Origin of the sequence: Prosthecodimorpha hirschii, from assembly GCF_001305515.1 — a bacterium.
Lineage (GTDB): Bacteria > Pseudomonadota > Alphaproteobacteria > Rhizobiales > Ancalomicrobiaceae > Prosthecodimorpha > Prosthecodimorpha hirschii.
The window spans coordinates 1,877,369-1,891,201 of sequence record NZ_LJYW01000001.1 but is presented as its reverse complement, the minus strand read 5'-3'; the positions used below and the strand labels follow the sequence as shown (position 1 = coordinate 1,891,201).

Annotated in this window: 11 protein-coding genes; 8 read left to right on the top strand and 3 right to left on the bottom strand. The window is 68.3% G+C overall.

From position 1 onward, the window contains the following. Window positions 1–552: L,D-transpeptidase family protein (locus tag ABB55_RS31265; protein ID WP_152982243.1), on the bottom strand; the 552-nt coding region annotated here is incomplete at its 3' end. Between the two features lie 102 nt (window positions 553–654). Continuing rightward, complete coding sequence (locus tag ABB55_RS08250) at window positions 655–2,265, bottom strand: sigma-54-dependent transcriptional regulator (protein ID WP_054358388.1); 1,611 nt, start codon at window positions 2,263–2,265, stop codon at window positions 655–657. 238 nt (window positions 2,266–2,503) lie between these two features. On the opposite strand from ABB55_RS08250, the gene ABB55_RS08245 reads away from it, so the two are divergent. The 6 genes from ABB55_RS08245 to ABB55_RS08220 all read left to right on the top strand — a co-directional run bounded on the left by ABB55_RS08245 (window position 2,504) and on the right by ABB55_RS08220 (window position 8,119). Then, the gene (locus ABB55_RS08245) at window positions 2,504–4,351 is read left to right on the top strand and encodes a M3 family oligoendopeptidase (RefSeq protein ID WP_054358387.1); all 1,848 of its coding nucleotides are present in this window, start codon (window positions 2,504–2,506) and stop codon (window positions 4,349–4,351) included. A gap of 53 nt (window positions 4,352–4,404) precedes the next feature. After that, window positions 4,405–4,878, top strand: a complete 474-nt coding sequence (locus ABB55_RS08240; RefSeq protein ID WP_054358386.1) for a hypothetical protein — start codon at window positions 4,405–4,407, stop codon at window positions 4,876–4,878. 109 nt (window positions 4,879–4,987) lie between these two features. Then, window positions 4,988–5,878 carry a heme-dependent oxidative N-demethylase family protein gene (locus ABB55_RS08235; RefSeq protein ID WP_054358385.1) on the top strand — a complete coding sequence of 297 codons (891 nt, stop codon included), beginning with the start codon at window positions 4,988–4,990 and terminating at the stop codon, window positions 5,876–5,878. 102 nt (window positions 5,879–5,980) lie between these two features. Continuing rightward, complete coding sequence (locus ABB55_RS08230) at window positions 5,981–6,205, top strand: AbrB/MazE/SpoVT family DNA-binding domain-containing protein (protein WP_054358384.1); 225 nt, start codon at window positions 5,981–5,983, stop codon at window positions 6,203–6,205. Continuing rightward, window positions 6,202–6,642 (top strand): type II toxin-antitoxin system death-on-curing family toxin, encoded by a 441-nt coding sequence (locus ABB55_RS08225; protein WP_054358383.1) that lies wholly within the window; start codon window positions 6,202–6,204, stop codon window positions 6,640–6,642. Before ABB55_RS08230 ends, ABB55_RS08225 begins: the two co-directional genes overlap by 4 nt. A gap of 97 nt (window positions 6,643–6,739) precedes the next feature. Continuing rightward, window positions 6,740–8,119, top strand: a complete 1,380-nt coding sequence (locus tag ABB55_RS08220) for an ABC1 kinase family protein (protein WP_054361912.1) — start codon at window positions 6,740–6,742, stop codon at window positions 8,117–8,119. A gap of 186 nt (window positions 8,120–8,305) precedes the next feature. On the opposite strand, the gene ABB55_RS08215 is transcribed toward ABB55_RS08220, so the two are convergent. Next, entirely contained in the window at window positions 8,306–11,254 is a 2,949-nt protein-coding gene (locus ABB55_RS08215; RefSeq protein ID WP_160321195.1) for an autotransporter outer membrane beta-barrel domain-containing protein, read from the bottom strand. A gap of 561 nt (window positions 11,255–11,815) precedes the next feature. On the opposite strand from ABB55_RS08215, the gene ABB55_RS08210 reads away from it, so the two are divergent. Both ABB55_RS08210 and ABB55_RS08205 read left to right on the top strand, forming a co-directional pair. After that, the gene (locus tag ABB55_RS08210; RefSeq protein ID WP_054358381.1) at window positions 11,816–13,318 is read left to right on the top strand and encodes an MDR family MFS transporter; all 1,503 of its coding nucleotides are present in this window, start codon (window positions 11,816–11,818) and stop codon (window positions 13,316–13,318) included. Window positions 13,319–13,443: 125 nt separating this feature from the next. Then, window positions 13,444–13,818, top strand: coding sequence for a hypothetical protein (locus ABB55_RS08205; protein ID WP_152981970.1), 375 nt, complete (start codon window positions 13,444–13,446; stop codon window positions 13,816–13,818). The last annotated feature ends 15 nt before the right edge of the window (window positions 13,819–13,833 follow it).

Genomic DNA, 13,833 nt, shown 5'->3' with positions numbered 1-13,833 from the left:
GGCCGTGAAGTAGGCGAGGTGCACCTCGAGCTTGCGCTTCAGCCAGAGATACTTCTCGCCGCCGCCGATCATGCCCTTGAGCTGCTTGCCGTCGAGCCCACCCGGCTCCTCGGCGAGGAGCGCGTCGGCGAAGGCGAAGGGCTCGTGCACGCGCACGCAGCCATGCGACAGCGCCCGGTAGGTCTGCGAGAACAGGCCGCGCGAGGAGGTGTCGTGCAGGTAGACGGAATGCTGGTTCGGGAACATGAACTTGATGTTGCCGAGCGCATTGCCGCCGCCCGGACGCTGGCGCACCGAGACGGCATTCGGATTGACGTTGGCCCAGTCGACCTCGCTCGCGCTGACGACCCGCTTGCCGACGACGACCTCGTAATTGCCGCGGTCGAGATAGCTGCCGGCGATGTCCTGCGCATCATTGGCCGGCGCGACGCCGACGCCCGGGCCGGGTGTCTGACCCGGGGCGACGCCCGTCAGTTCCGCAGCCGCGCTCCCGGCGAGCAGCAGGAGGAGGGCGGTACCGGAGAAGAGATGCGACCACGAGCGGCGGATCATGCCTGGCTCCCGAACGAGGACCGAAACTTTTGGATGTCCCCGGCATCAGCAAAAACCCGAGCCGGTGATTCCTTTCAACAGCCATCGCACCGGGGCACGGCTTCACTCGGCCGCTTCGACATCCGGTGTGTCATCGAAACCATATTCCTTGAGCTTGCGATAGAGGGTCGACCGCCCGATGCCCAGCCGCCGCGCGACTTCTGACATTCGACCGCCATAGTGTTCGATCGCGATCCGGATCATTTCGGCTTCGATCGCGGCCAGGTCGCGGACATGCCCGTTCTGGTCGAGACTGCGCAGAAAACCGAAGGGTGCCGGGCCGGTTCCGCTCGAGAAGGCGCCCGGCGCCGGCGACCATCCGGACATCGGCGAGGCCGTCCCGGCCGACGTCGGAACGGGGGCGGCGGGCGGCGCGGGGGCATGAGTCAAAATGACGTGACCGGGGCTTTCGGACGGCGGATTCGGGGCGGCGGCGTCCCGAAGCGGCGCCGCCGCGCCGAGAATCGGCGGCATCCGCGGCTCGCCGACCAGGGCGGCAATCTGCGGGAATTCGCCGATGCCGAGATGGCTGGTGTCGTCGGCCAGCACCACGGCCCGGAACACCGCATTCTCCAACTGCCGGATGTTGCCGGGCCAGTCGTAGCGCTGCAGCAGGCCGATCGCCTCGGCCGTCACCCCGACCAGCCGGCGCTTCTTCTCCTCCGCGGCGAAGCGGGCGACGAAGTGCCGGACCAGATCCGGGATATCCTCCTTGCGTTCGCGCAGGGGCGGCACCCAGACCGGGAAGACGTTGAGCCGATAATACAGATCCTCGCGGAACCGACCCTGCCGGGTCATGTCGAGCAGGCTGCGGTTGGTCGCCGAGATCAGGCGGAAGTCGACCTTGACGGTGCGCCGCCCGCCGACCGGCTCGACCTCGCCCTCCTGGATCGCGCGCAGCAGCTTGACCTGCACGTCGGCCGGCAGTTCGCCGACCTCGTCGAGAAACAGGGTGCCGCCGTGCGCCTCCTGAAACTTGCCGGCATGCCGCTCCAGCGCGCCGGTGAAGGACCCCTTCTCGTGGCCGAACAGGATCGACTCGACGAGATTCTCCGGGATGGCGCCGCAATTGACCGTGACGAAGGGCTTCGAGCGGCGGTCGGACGAGCCCTGGATGGCGCGGGCGATCAGTTCCTTGCCGACGCCCGATTCGCCCTCGATCAGGATCGGGATGTTGGAGGCCGCGGCGCGCTCGCCGAGCCGCAGCACGCGCGCCATGGCGGGGCTGCGGGTGACCAGGTCGGAGAAGCCGAGGGTTCCCTGTTCGACCCGCCGGATGCGGCCGACCTCGTCCTCGAGGCTCGCCACCCTCAGCGCATTCTGGATCGAGACCTGCAGGCGCTCCGGACCGACCGGCTTGACCACGAAGTCGACCGCGCCGGCCCGCATCGCCGAGACGACCACGTCGATGCCGCCCTGGCTGGTCTGCACGATGACCGGGATGCTGACGCCGGCCTTGCCGAGACGGGTCAGGACCGACATGCCGTCGAGTTCGGGCATGACCAGATCGAGCACGACCAGGGAGATGTCGGCGGCCTCGGGTCCGGTCAGAATGTGCAGAGCCTCCAAGCCGTTGTCGACGCTACGCGAGGTATGGCCGAGGCGGCGGACGGCCTCCTCCAGCAGGCGCCGCTGGATGGGATCGTCGTCGACGATGAGGATGCGCTCGGCCATGGGACCCTGGAATCTGTTTCGAAACGGGACCGATCCTGGGGGCGAAGAGTTAACGGTTCGTTTGCCTTGGCGGGTCGTTTTGCAACGGACTGCAAACGGCCGGAGCCTGGGTGGTCTCCGCCGGCCTCCAAACGCTTGGCCAGGGAAGCGGCCCGTCGGCGTTGATCGGGAGGCGGCGAAAGGCCATATAGTCCGGCGAGGCCGACGGGATCGGCCGGTCATTTCGGTCGGGGTTGCCATGAAGAACGGGTCTTGCCGCGCTGCGCCTGCCATCGAGGGGGGACGCAAGCCCGCCGCCGATCTCGGGGCGTTGCCGGAATGGAACCTTGCCGATCTCTACCCGTCGATGGACGGGCCGGAGGTGAAGGGCGATCTCGACAAGGCGCTCGGCTGGTGCAGGACCTTCGAGGAGAACGCCAAGGGCAAGTTGGGCGGCCTCGCCGAGGCCGGGGCGGGCCACCGGCTGGCCGAGCTGCTGCGCGAATATGAGGCGCTGCAGGAACTGCTCGGCCGCCTCGTCTCCTATGCGGGCCTTGTCTATTCGGGCGATACCACCGACCCGAAGCGGGCAAAGTTCTATTCCGACCTGCAGGACAAGATCACCCAGGCTTCGACGCACCTGATCTTCTTCGAACTGGAGCTGAACCGTCTCGACGATGCCACCGTGGATGCGCTGATCGACGGAGATGCCGGCCTGCGTCACTACCGGCCGTGGCTCGAGGACATCCGCAAGGAGAAGCCGCACCAGCTCGCCGATCAGATCGAGCAGCTGTTCCACGAGAAGTCGACCACCGGCCGCGGCGCCTGGAACCGGCTCTTCGACGAGACCATCGCCAGCCTGCGCTTCCGCGTCGCCGGCGAGGACGAGGAACTGGCGATCGAGCCGACCCTGAACCTCTTCCAGGACCCGGACGAATCCCGCCGCAAGGCGGCCTCCGACGCGCTTGCGGAGACCTTCAAGGCGAACCTGCGCACCTTCGCGCTGGTCACCAACGTGCTCGCCAAGGACAAGGAAATCTCCGACCGCTGGCGCGGCTTCAGCGATGTCGCGGATTCGCGCCATCTCGCCAACCGGGTCGAGCGCGAGGTGGTCGATGCCCTGGTGGCGGCCGTGCGCAGCGCCTTCCCGCAGCTGTCGCACCGCTATTATGCGCTGAAGGCCAAGTGGCTCGGCAAGGACCAGCTCGACCACTGGGACCGCAACGCCCCGCTGCCGAAGTCCGACACCCGCTCGATCCCGTGGAGCGAGGCGCGCGAGACCGTGCTCGGCGCCTATTCGCGCTTCTCGCCGCGCATGTCGGAGATCGCCGGGCGGTTTTTCGAGCGCGGCTGGATCGACGCGCCGGTGCGTCCCGGCAAGGCGCCGGGCGCCTTCGCGCATCCGACCGTGCCCTCGGCGCATCCCTATGTGCTGCTCAACTACCAGGGCAAGACGCGCGACGTGATGACGCTCGCCCACGAGCTCGGCCACGGCGTGCATCAGGTGCTGGCCGGCCCGAATGGCGCGCTGATGGCGCCGACGCCGCTGACGCTGGCCGAGACGGCCTCGGTGTTCGGCGAGATGCTGACCTTCAAGGCGCTGCTCGCCAAGGCCGAGAGCCCGGCCCAGAAGCATGCCATGCTGGCCTCCAAGGTCGAGGACATGCTCAACACGGTCGTGCGCCAGATCGCCTTCTACACCTTCGAACGCAAGGTCCATACCGAGCGGCGCGAGGGCGAATTGACCGCCGACCGGCTGTGCGAGATCTGGATGGAGGTGCAGGCGGAAAGCCTCGGCCCGTCGATCCGCCTCGGCCCCGGCTACGAGACCTTCTGGACCTACATTCCGCACTTCATCCACTCGCCCTTCTACGTCTATGCCTACGCGTTCGGCGACTGCCTCGTGAACTCGCTCTATGCGGTCTACGAGAACGCCGCCGAGGGCTTCCAAGACAAGTATTTCGCCCTCCTGGAAGCCGGCGGCACCAAGCATCACAAGGAACTGCTCGCCCCCTTCGGCCTCGATGCCTCCGATCCGGGCTTCTGGTCCCTCGGCCTCGGCGTGGTCGAACGGATGATCGGCGAACTGGAAGCCATGGAGGCTTGACCGCAATGCGGCGCCAGTCGGCTCCGCAATCGGGTGGGGGAGGCTGAGATCATATGCGCCAGGTCCTGATGCTTGTCGGCGGCGTATTGGCCGGGTTCGTGCTCGCCAATGTGGCGATCTCCGCACTCTATTGGTGGCACGAACGCAACGAGGTGCCGCCGCCGCCGCATTTGGCCTTCTTGCGTGGGGCCTTGCAGGTCAAGGCCGACCGGATCGATTTCACCTCGCTCAACAACGGCAACTGGAGTTGGCTCTGCCTGTTCGGTCCCGGCACGCGGCCGGTCGATTTCGTGCGCACCGAATCGGCGCGGCGCGGCGAGACGGCCGACATTCAGATCCGCGACGCCCGGCCCGGCGTGCCGCGCGAGATCGGCGCGCTCGGAGCCCAGGACGGCGCCCTCTCGGTGGTCGATCCGCTCGGCTATGTCGCGATCGTCCTGTTCGCAGGGCTCGAGCCGATTGCCGGACTGAAGGGGCCGGTCTGCGCGGAACGCAAGGATCCGGTGATCAGCCTTGCCGGAAAGTAGGGGCTGGGACCTGAATCGCCCCCTGGTGCAGTGCAGCACGGCTCGCTAAGGTCGGCGCGTCGGCCTGCCGGACCCTGCGGCAGGCACCCCGGCTGGATCCGATCGACCGATGCTGCAATTCGCCCGCACGCCCTATGACGGCTCCAAGCAGCCCTTCTCCATCGGCCTGGCCCCGATCGACGAAGGCCGGTGGTTCGAGCCGGACGAGCATCTGATCGCCGAGCTTGACGAGAAGAACGCGCTCCTGCGCGACAAGGCCGATCTTGTCTTCCGCGCCGAGGCCGGGACCGAGGCGGCGCAGGCCGAGGTGCTGGAGCGCGTGTCGGCCTTCCTCGTCGGCCGCTACCCGGAGCGCTTCCGGCGCGAGGGCGACGGGATCGTGATCGCCGACGACGGCCGGCGCATCGAGGCCGGCGGCGAGCCCCCGCTGATGACCGCGGCGCGCCTCGTGCAGGACGATCTGGTCATCATGCGGCCCGCCGGTCCGGACGGCTACCGGCTGGTCGCAGCTGCGCTCTGCTTCCCGTCGTCCTGGTCGCTGTCCGAGCGCTTCGGCGTCTCGCTCGATGCGCTGCATCACAACGTGCCGGGCTACCAGGAGCGGCTCGCCGTGCGCATGAAGCGCATCTTCGACGGGCTCAAGGACGGCGTCATCGTCGAGCGGCTGAACTGGTCGATCTATCCGGACGCGGTCCTGCACCATCCGGAAACCAAGGAGCGCCCGCGCGACTGGTTCGGGCGCGACCGCGACGCCTTCGTCCGAGTGGAACGGCAGACGCTGCGCCGGCTGCCGGTCTCGGGCGACGTGCTCTTCACCATCCGCATTCTGGTCGATCCCTTCGCGGCCTTCGAGAGCAACCCGGACGGTCCGCGGCTGGCCGCCTCGCTGCGCGACCAGATCCTTAGCCTCGACCCCGATCAACTCCGCTACAAGAACCTGCACGAGCACCGGGATCTGGTCGCCGGCGAACTGGCGCGGATCGCCGGGCAGGCGCGGTAGGGCGGGCGGCCCCGAAGGATCGTGCACCTTCACGTCGACCATGGTGTCGAACCCTCAGGCGTGTTATACGTTTCGTACAACGCCGAAGCGGGGTATCGAGCCATGAAGTTGGAGATCAGGAAGATCGGCAATTCGACGGGCCTGATCCTGCCGCGCGATGCTCTGGCTCAACTGGGACTGAAGCTCGGCGATGTTGTCTTCGCCGTCGCGGACGGCGACGGTGGGCTGCGCCTGACGCCCTACGATCCGGAGTTCGAGGCGAGCATGCGGCTCGTCGACGAAATCATGGACGAATACAAGGATACTCTGAAAGAGCTCGCCAAATGACCGGGCCGGTCGCGGTCGGCTTCGGCGAACGGCCACAGGCCGGTTTCGGTCCGCGCTGGGTAGAGAAGGCCGAGGTTCTCGCCCTCCATGAGAAGCAGATCGACCGCTTTGGCGGTGCCGCGGGGATCCGGGACGAGGGTGCCCTCGAATCCGCTCTGGGGCGTCCGCGCAACAAGTGGGAGTACGAAGGTGGCGAGCTGGCCGTTCTGGCGGCCGCCTATGCTTTCGGAATCGCACGCAACCATCCCTTCGTCGATGGCAACAAGCGGGCCGCCTTCGTCACCATGATGCTGTTTCTGCGCAAGAACGGCACGATATTCCGGCCACCGCAGACCGAGGCGACGCGGATCATGTTGGACCTCGCCGCCGGATCGGTTTCGGAGGACGGTCTCGCCCGCTGGATCGGAAATCGGTCCGATGGCGCGGGAAATCCGTAGACGGGCCATGATGCCGGTCGGGGCGATCGTCGCCGCCGACCAACGGGGCAGCGACGATCAAGCGGACGTGCACTGCCTGAGGACTCAGCAGGAACAGATGACCTCATCTCAGGACGATGAAAAGAACCGCCTCACGGGCCGCGTGTCGCGCTATGCGCGGGTCGGCACGGGGATCGGGTCGGCGGCGGCGCGGATTGCCGGGGCGCGGCTGTTCGGCGGCGATCCGGACCTGCGGCGCGAGGGCGAACTGCTTGCCGCCGCGCTCGGCCAGTTGAAGGGGCCGCTGATGAAGGTCGCCCAATTGCTGGCGACCATTCCGGATGCGATCCCGCCCGAATGGGCGGCGGAACTGATGCGCCTGCAGGCCGATGCGCCGGCCATGGGCTGGGCCTTCGTCAAGCGGCGCATGACCGCCGAACTCGGGCTCGGCTGGGAACGCCGGTTCGCCGAATTCGAGCATCAGCCGGCCCATGCCGCCTCGCTCGGCCAGGTGCACCGCGCGACCGGCCATGACGGGGCGCGGCTTGCCGTCAAGCTGCAGTATCCCGACATGGAATCGGCCGTCGAGGCCGACCTGAAGCAGCTCGGCGTCATCTTCGCGCTGCATGCCCGGATGCGGCCGGCGATCGACACGACCGAGATCCGCCAGGAGATCGCGGCGCGCATCCGCGAGGAACTCGACTATGCCCGCGAGGCCCGCCATATGGGCCTCTATGCTGGCATCTTCGCCGGCGACCCGGACATCCGCGTGCCGGTCCCGGTTCCCGCCCTGTCGACCCGCCGTCTCCTGACCATGAATTGGCTCGAAGGCCGGCCGATCCTGAGCCATCGCGACGCCGGCCAGGACACCCGCAACCGCCTGGCGACCGCCATGTTCAAGGCCTGGTGGTATCCGTTCAGCCATTTCGGCGTGATCCACGGCGATCCGCATCTCGGCAACTACACGGTCTTCGACGACGCCGACGGGACGCCGACCGGCATCAACCTGCTCGACTACGGCTGCATCCGCATCTTCCCGCCGCGCTTCGTGGAGGGCGTGATCGATCTCTATCGCGGGCTGATGGCCGAGGATCGCGACCGGATCGTCTCGGCCTACGAGAGCTGGGGCTTCCGCGGCCTCGACACCGAACTGATCGACATCCTGAACATCTGGGCGCGGTTCATCTACGGGCCGCTCCTGACCGACCGGGTGCGCCGCATCGCCGACGGCGTCTCGCCGGCCGAGTATGGCCGGCGCGAGGCCATGCGGGTGGCGCAGGCGCTCAAGGCGCGCGGGCCGGTGACGGTGCCGCGCGAATTCGTGTTCATGGACCGCGCCGCCATCGGCCTCGGCGGCGTGTTCCTGCATCTCGATGCGGAACTGAATTTCTACCGGCTGTTCAACGAGCAGATCGAGGGCTTCGACCGCGCCGCCATGGGCCGCCGCCAGGCGGCCGCGCTGGCGTCCCAGGGGCTGGCATCGGCCGACGCGGCATAGGCCGTTCGCACTGCTACGTTTTGCAGGCGCCACGCTTCGCAAGCGCCACGCAGTGCCCGGCGGAAGGCAGGCGCGGGACTGCCCGCTTGCGGTCCATAGGCGATCCCGGACACAAGAACGCCCCGCTGCGGCGGCAGCGGGGCGCATTGAAGGGCGCTGGCGATCCCGGGCGGGACCGGCCCGGGGTCAGAAGGACCAGCGCAGATCGGCCCGGCCGGACAGCGACCGGGTGTCGCTGCCGAAAGTGCCGGTCGTGGTCAGTCCGAGGGTGGCACCGCCGGCCAGCCGGAAGTCCACGCCGCCTTCGGCCACCAGCGTGTTGCGGGCGATCGGCGTGCCGGTGACCGTGAAGGCCGAGCCGCTGCCGAAGCTCTGGCGCACGCCGGGCGTCACGTCGCCGAAGGCATGGCGCCAGGCCACCGAACCCCGCACCGCCAAGGGCTGGCCGGCGGCAGTGAAGTCCTGCCCGAACCGGAGGCCGAGGGTGGAGAAGCCGACCCCGGCATCGTTGTCGAGCACGTTCAGCTTGGCGGAAGATCCCGATTCCCGGTCGGACAGGCCGTTGACGCGGACATAGGCGGCGGCCGCGAAGGGTTCCAGGGCGAGCGAGCCCATGCGGATATTGTAGCCGAGATCGGCATTGACCTGAGAGGTCATGAGGCGCTGCCGGCCCTTGGTGTCTTCCGAGAAGCCGGAGAAATTCAGATGCCGCTCGGTATCCGCGTCGCGCAGCGACAGGGCACCGCCCAGCCGCAGGCCGAGCGCTCCCCATTGTTGGCCGCCATAGACGCCGACATGGTAGTCGTCGGTGGTGGCACTGGAACTGCGGCCCGTGCTCGACACCGAGCCGCGGCCATAGCCGAACATCATGCCGATACGGGTCGACGGATCGTTCAGCGCGGCATCCGCGCCGAACAGGACCCCGCCGATCGTCTGCCGGGCGCCCGCGGCATTGCCGTTGCCCCGGCTATCCAGCCAGTTGCCATAGGCCCGGGTCCAGACGGCAGGCCCGGGCGTGGTCGGCGCCGCGATCGCCTTGCCGGCCGGGTCGTTCGGCGCCGGTCCATAGGAGAGCTGTGTCGCGACCGGACCTTGCGAGGCCCCGGCGAGACCGAAGGCGGCACGCAGGCGATCCGTCATGCTGTCGCGGACGATCTGCGAGGCCTCGATGGTCTGGCCGACCAGCGTGGCGTTGAACTCGCCCGAGAGCGAATCGTAGGCGGCGCGGGCGTCCTTGCCGGTCTGCTGATGGGCGGCCGCAATGACGAGTTCGGAATCGACCGGCAAGCCGTCGAGGACCGTGGCGACGGCGCGCTGGTTGGCCGACTTGCCCGCCGACGCGAAGCTGCGCGACTTGGAGACGGTCAGGACCACGTCGCTGTCGTCGACATAGCTGAGCGTGCCGGTGGCGAAGGCCGAGAGCCGGACCGTGTCGCTGGCATAGGTGCCGCTCAGGTCGTCCGCCGACAGGATGGTGAAGCTCTGGCCGAACCGGTAGCTGCTGTCCCCCGTGACGCGGACCGACCCGCCGAGCGTCGCCGTGCCGCCGACGGAGATCAGGTCCGAAGGGCCCGCGGAGGAGAGCTCGGCGAGGTAGGTGGAGCCCGCCAATTGGGTGAAGGTCTCCGCGACGTGCAGCGTACCGATCGAATTGCCCGGGGCGACGGTGCCGCCGGATTGGACGGTCAGGGCTCCGATCGTCCCGCTGCCACCGAAGGTGCCGCCGAAGACGTTGGCGGAGGCGGCGGACAGGGTGCCGTTCACCTTCAGAGTGCCGCCGACGACCGTCATGAAGCCCGCGAAGTCGGGCGAGTTCGCCGTCAGGTCGGTGACGCCGGCGATCTGGCGGATCGCGCCGTTGGCACCCGACAGGACGTTGTTGAAGATCAGGTTGTCGCTGGTGTGATTGAAGACCAGGGTGGCCGAGCCGTCGCCGAACGCGATGCCGCCAGCGGCAACGATATTGCCGGCACCGGCCGCGGCCTCGCTTTCCTTGGCGCCGATGACCAGGAGCCCGGTCGCGGTTTCGCCGTAGGCGATGCGGATCTGGTTGTCGGTTGTCACCGTGGCGCCGTTGCGCACGATCAGCGTGCCGTCGCCATCCGAGCCGACATAGAAGTTGCCCGTGAAGGTGCCGCTGGCGACGGCGCTCAGCCGGGAGCCGGCGCCCGTCACCAGGATTGTCCCGGTCGAGCGCTCATCGACGCCGACCCCGACGACGGAGGCGGACACATGCGCGCCGTCCGCAATGGTCAATTCGCCGTTGCCGTCGTCATTGCCGTTGCCGTTGCCGGCGACATAGAGCGAGATGCCGGAATTCCAGGTGGTGCCGGCGCCGGTGACGGTCATCTTGGCATAGCCGCCGGCGAGGGTGCCGGAGACGTAACCGCCGTCCGATTCCAGCGAGGCGCCATTGGACAGGGTCGCGGTGCCGTCGCCGATATAGAACCAGCCGTCCGCCGTCGTCCAATCCGAGGGCGTGCCGCTGTGGCGCGATCCGATCACGACGCTGGTGCCGGCATCGCGGATGGTGACGGTGCCGCCGCCGCCGATATAGAGGCCGCCGCCGGCATCGCTGCCGTAGCCGCCGACCGTCTCCAGGCTGGCGCCCTTTTCGACGACCAGCGAGCCCGGCGTCCCATTCGACACGCCGATGGACATGTGCTGGATCGAGGTCAGCTTGCTGCCGCTGCCGGAGACGACGACGCTGCCCGTTCCCCCCGTAGAGGCAATCTCCAGGCTCGTCACCGTGACGGTGCCGCCGTTGAGTACCGACAGCGCGCCGGTCCCCTCCCGTCCGACTTCGACCGCCGCGCCGACGTCGGTCCAGTTCGCGCCGCTGCCGCGGACCACGACGGTTCCGACGGACCCGCTGGCGTCGCCGATCACCGCGCCGCCGTCAGTGGCCAGGGTGGTCCCCGCGCCGACCTTGAGGGTCCCGGATTCGCCGGCCTGGGCGCCGACGGTCACCGCCCCCCAGGTCTCGTTCCCGGACACCACATAGGTCTCGCCCGGCGTCGCGCTGATCTCCAGCGACGGTGACACGGCCAGGACGGCGGAAGCGGAAAAGGCGAGGGCGACCATGCTCAGGGCCGTCGACGCGAGCAATGCGGTCCGGCGATTTTGACGCGGCACGATATCTTCTCCCAACAAGAACACCGGGCTCCGCCGCCGACGCTGTCCCGGAACAGCAATCGGGACGAGGCCCGCAACATCCCATGTATCGGCCTGTCCGAAGCCCTCCCGGCTGTCCGGCCAAGCCGCTGTCCGGCGCCGCGGGCTCGGCGGAGCGCGCGACCAGACGACGATGACATCGGAGAGCATGCCAAGCCGACCGCGCTGGTGCAATCGGGACGCGAGTCTATTTGCTGGATTGTTTCTGCACGTCAGCCCTGCATGTCGCGAAGCTGTCCGTGGTCTGGAAAATAATCGATATGAAACAATCCGTAGGCTGGGGTGGTCGCAGGATTTGGCGAATTCAATACATTCAGAAATATCAATCTATGATTGAGCATTCCGATACGGAAAGACGCCGCGAATCGCGCGAGCCGGGCGTCCGGCGCATGGCGACTGCCGGGAATCGGGACGATCGAACGGTGGCCAGAGAGGGGCGGAGCAGTCCATAGTCTGCGACTGCCACCTGTCGCGTTGCGGTCGGGCGCCGATCCCTCCTCCCAGTCCGAGAGCTCCCGTTCGATGACCGAAACTGCCGCGCCCGGATCCCGGGCGAATGTTCCCGCCATCAGCGAGATCGACAAGCGCAACATCGTCGTCGGCGCGCTGATCTCGATGCTGCTCGCCGCGCTCGACCAGACCATCGTGGCGCCCGCCCTGCCGACCATCGGGGCGACGCTCGGCGACCCGGAATGGCTGTCCTGGGTGATCTCGGCCTATTTCCTGACCGCCACCGCGGTGACGCCGCTCTATGGCAAGCTGGCTGATATCCGCGGGCGCCGGCCGGTCCTGTTCGCCGCCGTCGGCATCTTTCTCGCCGCCTCGGTGGTCTGTGCGCTGGCACCCAATATGGGCGTGCTGATCGCCGGGCGCGCCCTGCAGGGGCTCGGCGGCGGCGGCCTGATCGCGCTCGCCCAGACCATCATCGGCGACGTGGTGCCGCCGCGGGAGCGCCCGCGCTACGTCACCTACATCACGGGCGTCTGGGCGACGGCGAGCCTGGCCGGACCGGTGGTCGGCGGTCTGTTCGCGCAGCATATCCACTGGTCGCTGATCTTCTGGATCAATCTGCCGCTCGGCGCGGTCGCGCTCTTCCTCTCCGAACGGACCCTGCGCAAGCTGCCGCGGGTGCAGCGCAACCATCAGCTCGACTGGCCGGGTTCGTTGATGGTGGTCGGCGCCACGGTCATGCTGATGCTGGCGCTGACGCTCGGCGGCCACCGGCTGGCCTGGCTTTCGGCCGGAACGGTCGGGCTCCTCCTGGGGGCGGCGGCCTTGGCCGGCCTGTTCCTGTGGCACCAGACCCGCGCGGCCGAGCCGCTCATTCCGCCCCGGGTGATGCGCAACCCCGTGATCGCCCCGATGACGCTCGGTCTCTTCTTCGCGATGGCGTCCTCGATCGGGCTTTCGGTCTATTTCCCGGTCTATCTCGAACTGGTCGAGGGCATGGGGCCGGCCAACGCGGGCTTCGCCCTGGTGGTCTATCTCGGCGGCACGGTGGCGGGCGCCAACCTGTCGGGCCGGGTCATCGCCCGGGTCGAGCGCTACGAATGGGTGGCGATCGTCGGCGGTCTGGTCGCGGCCGCCGCCCTGTTCGGTCTGGCGGCGGGGGCAGGCCTGCTGCCGTTCTGGGCGGTCGAACTGGCCGTCGGCATCGCCGGCATGGGCACCGGCACGCTGTTCCCGGTCGGCACCATCTCGGTCCAGAATGCCGCCGAGCCGCGCGATCTCGGCGTTGCGACCGCCTCGATGTCGTTCCTGCGCACGCTCGGCTCCGTGGTCGGCGTCACGGTGCTCGGCGCGATCCTGACCGGGACCGGCGTCGTCGCCGAAATCGGCGAGGGCGCGCGCCACGCGGCGGTCGATCCGGCCGTTGCGGCCCGGGCGGTGGACAGCTTCCGCTGGGTGTTTCTGGTCGCCGCCATCGCTCAGACGATCGCGGTGGCGATTCTGAGCCGCGCCGAGCACCGGCCGCTGCGCGGCAATACGGCGTCGACACCGGGCCCTGCGGCGGGGCCGGAGTAACCGGTCGTTGCCGAAAAGCGCCGACCGGTTGCAATCCAGCCCTGACGTGATGCCGTGGCTCTGGCCAGGGGCGGGGGGCTCGCTTAGACTTCCCGCCGGGGTTGAATGACGGGGCCGGCGCGATGATGGACGAATTGCCTCCCTATGTGATTTCCGGAGATCGGGGCGGTCGCGTCATCGAGCGCGTGACCACGGCCTTGGACGTGGCCGATTCCGGTCGCCTCGTCCGCATCGAAGGACTGTGCGCCTCGGCCTGCACGGTCTATCTGGCACTGACCAGGGTCAACCGCGTCTGCCTCGGTCCGGGCGCGGTGCTGGCCTTTCATCAGACGACGGACATCAAGACCGGCAAGACCAACCCGAAGGCCAACAAGATCGTCCTGTCCCTCTATCCGATCTCGGTGCAGAACTGGATCAAGGCGCGCGGCGGTCTGACCGCCAAGCTTCTGGTCATGGACTTCGCCGAGGCGCGCAAGCATGTCCGCGTCTGCCCCTCCTGAGGTGTGGGGCCTTGG

Excerpts from the sequence above, each read along its gene's own strand:
- ABB55_RS08250 (WP_054358388.1), bottom strand. The coding sequence starts at position 2,265 with ATGGCCGAGCGCATCCTCATCGTCGACGACGATCCCATCCAGCGGCGC.
- ABB55_RS08245 (WP_054358387.1), top strand. The coding sequence starts at position 2,504 with ATGAAGAACGGGTCTTGCCGCGCTGCGCCTGCCATCGAGGGGGGACGC.
- ABB55_RS08240 (WP_054358386.1), top strand. The coding sequence starts at position 4,405 with ATGCGCCAGGTCCTGATGCTTGTCGGCGGCGTATTGGCCGGGTTCGTG.
- ABB55_RS08235 (WP_054358385.1), top strand. The coding sequence starts at position 4,988 with ATGCTGCAATTCGCCCGCACGCCCTATGACGGCTCCAAGCAGCCCTTC.
- ABB55_RS08230 (WP_054358384.1), top strand. The coding sequence starts at position 5,981 with ATGAAGTTGGAGATCAGGAAGATCGGCAATTCGACGGGCCTGATCCTG.
- ABB55_RS08225 (WP_054358383.1), top strand. The coding sequence starts at position 6,202 with ATGACCGGGCCGGTCGCGGTCGGCTTCGGCGAACGGCCACAGGCCGGT.
- ABB55_RS08220 (WP_054361912.1), top strand. The coding sequence starts at position 6,740 with ATGACCTCATCTCAGGACGATGAAAAGAACCGCCTCACGGGCCGCGTG.
- ABB55_RS08210 (WP_054358381.1), top strand. The coding sequence starts at position 11,816 with ATGACCGAAACTGCCGCGCCCGGATCCCGGGCGAATGTTCCCGCCATC.
- ABB55_RS08205 (WP_152981970.1), top strand. The coding sequence starts at position 13,444 with ATGGACGAATTGCCTCCCTATGTGATTTCCGGAGATCGGGGCGGTCGC.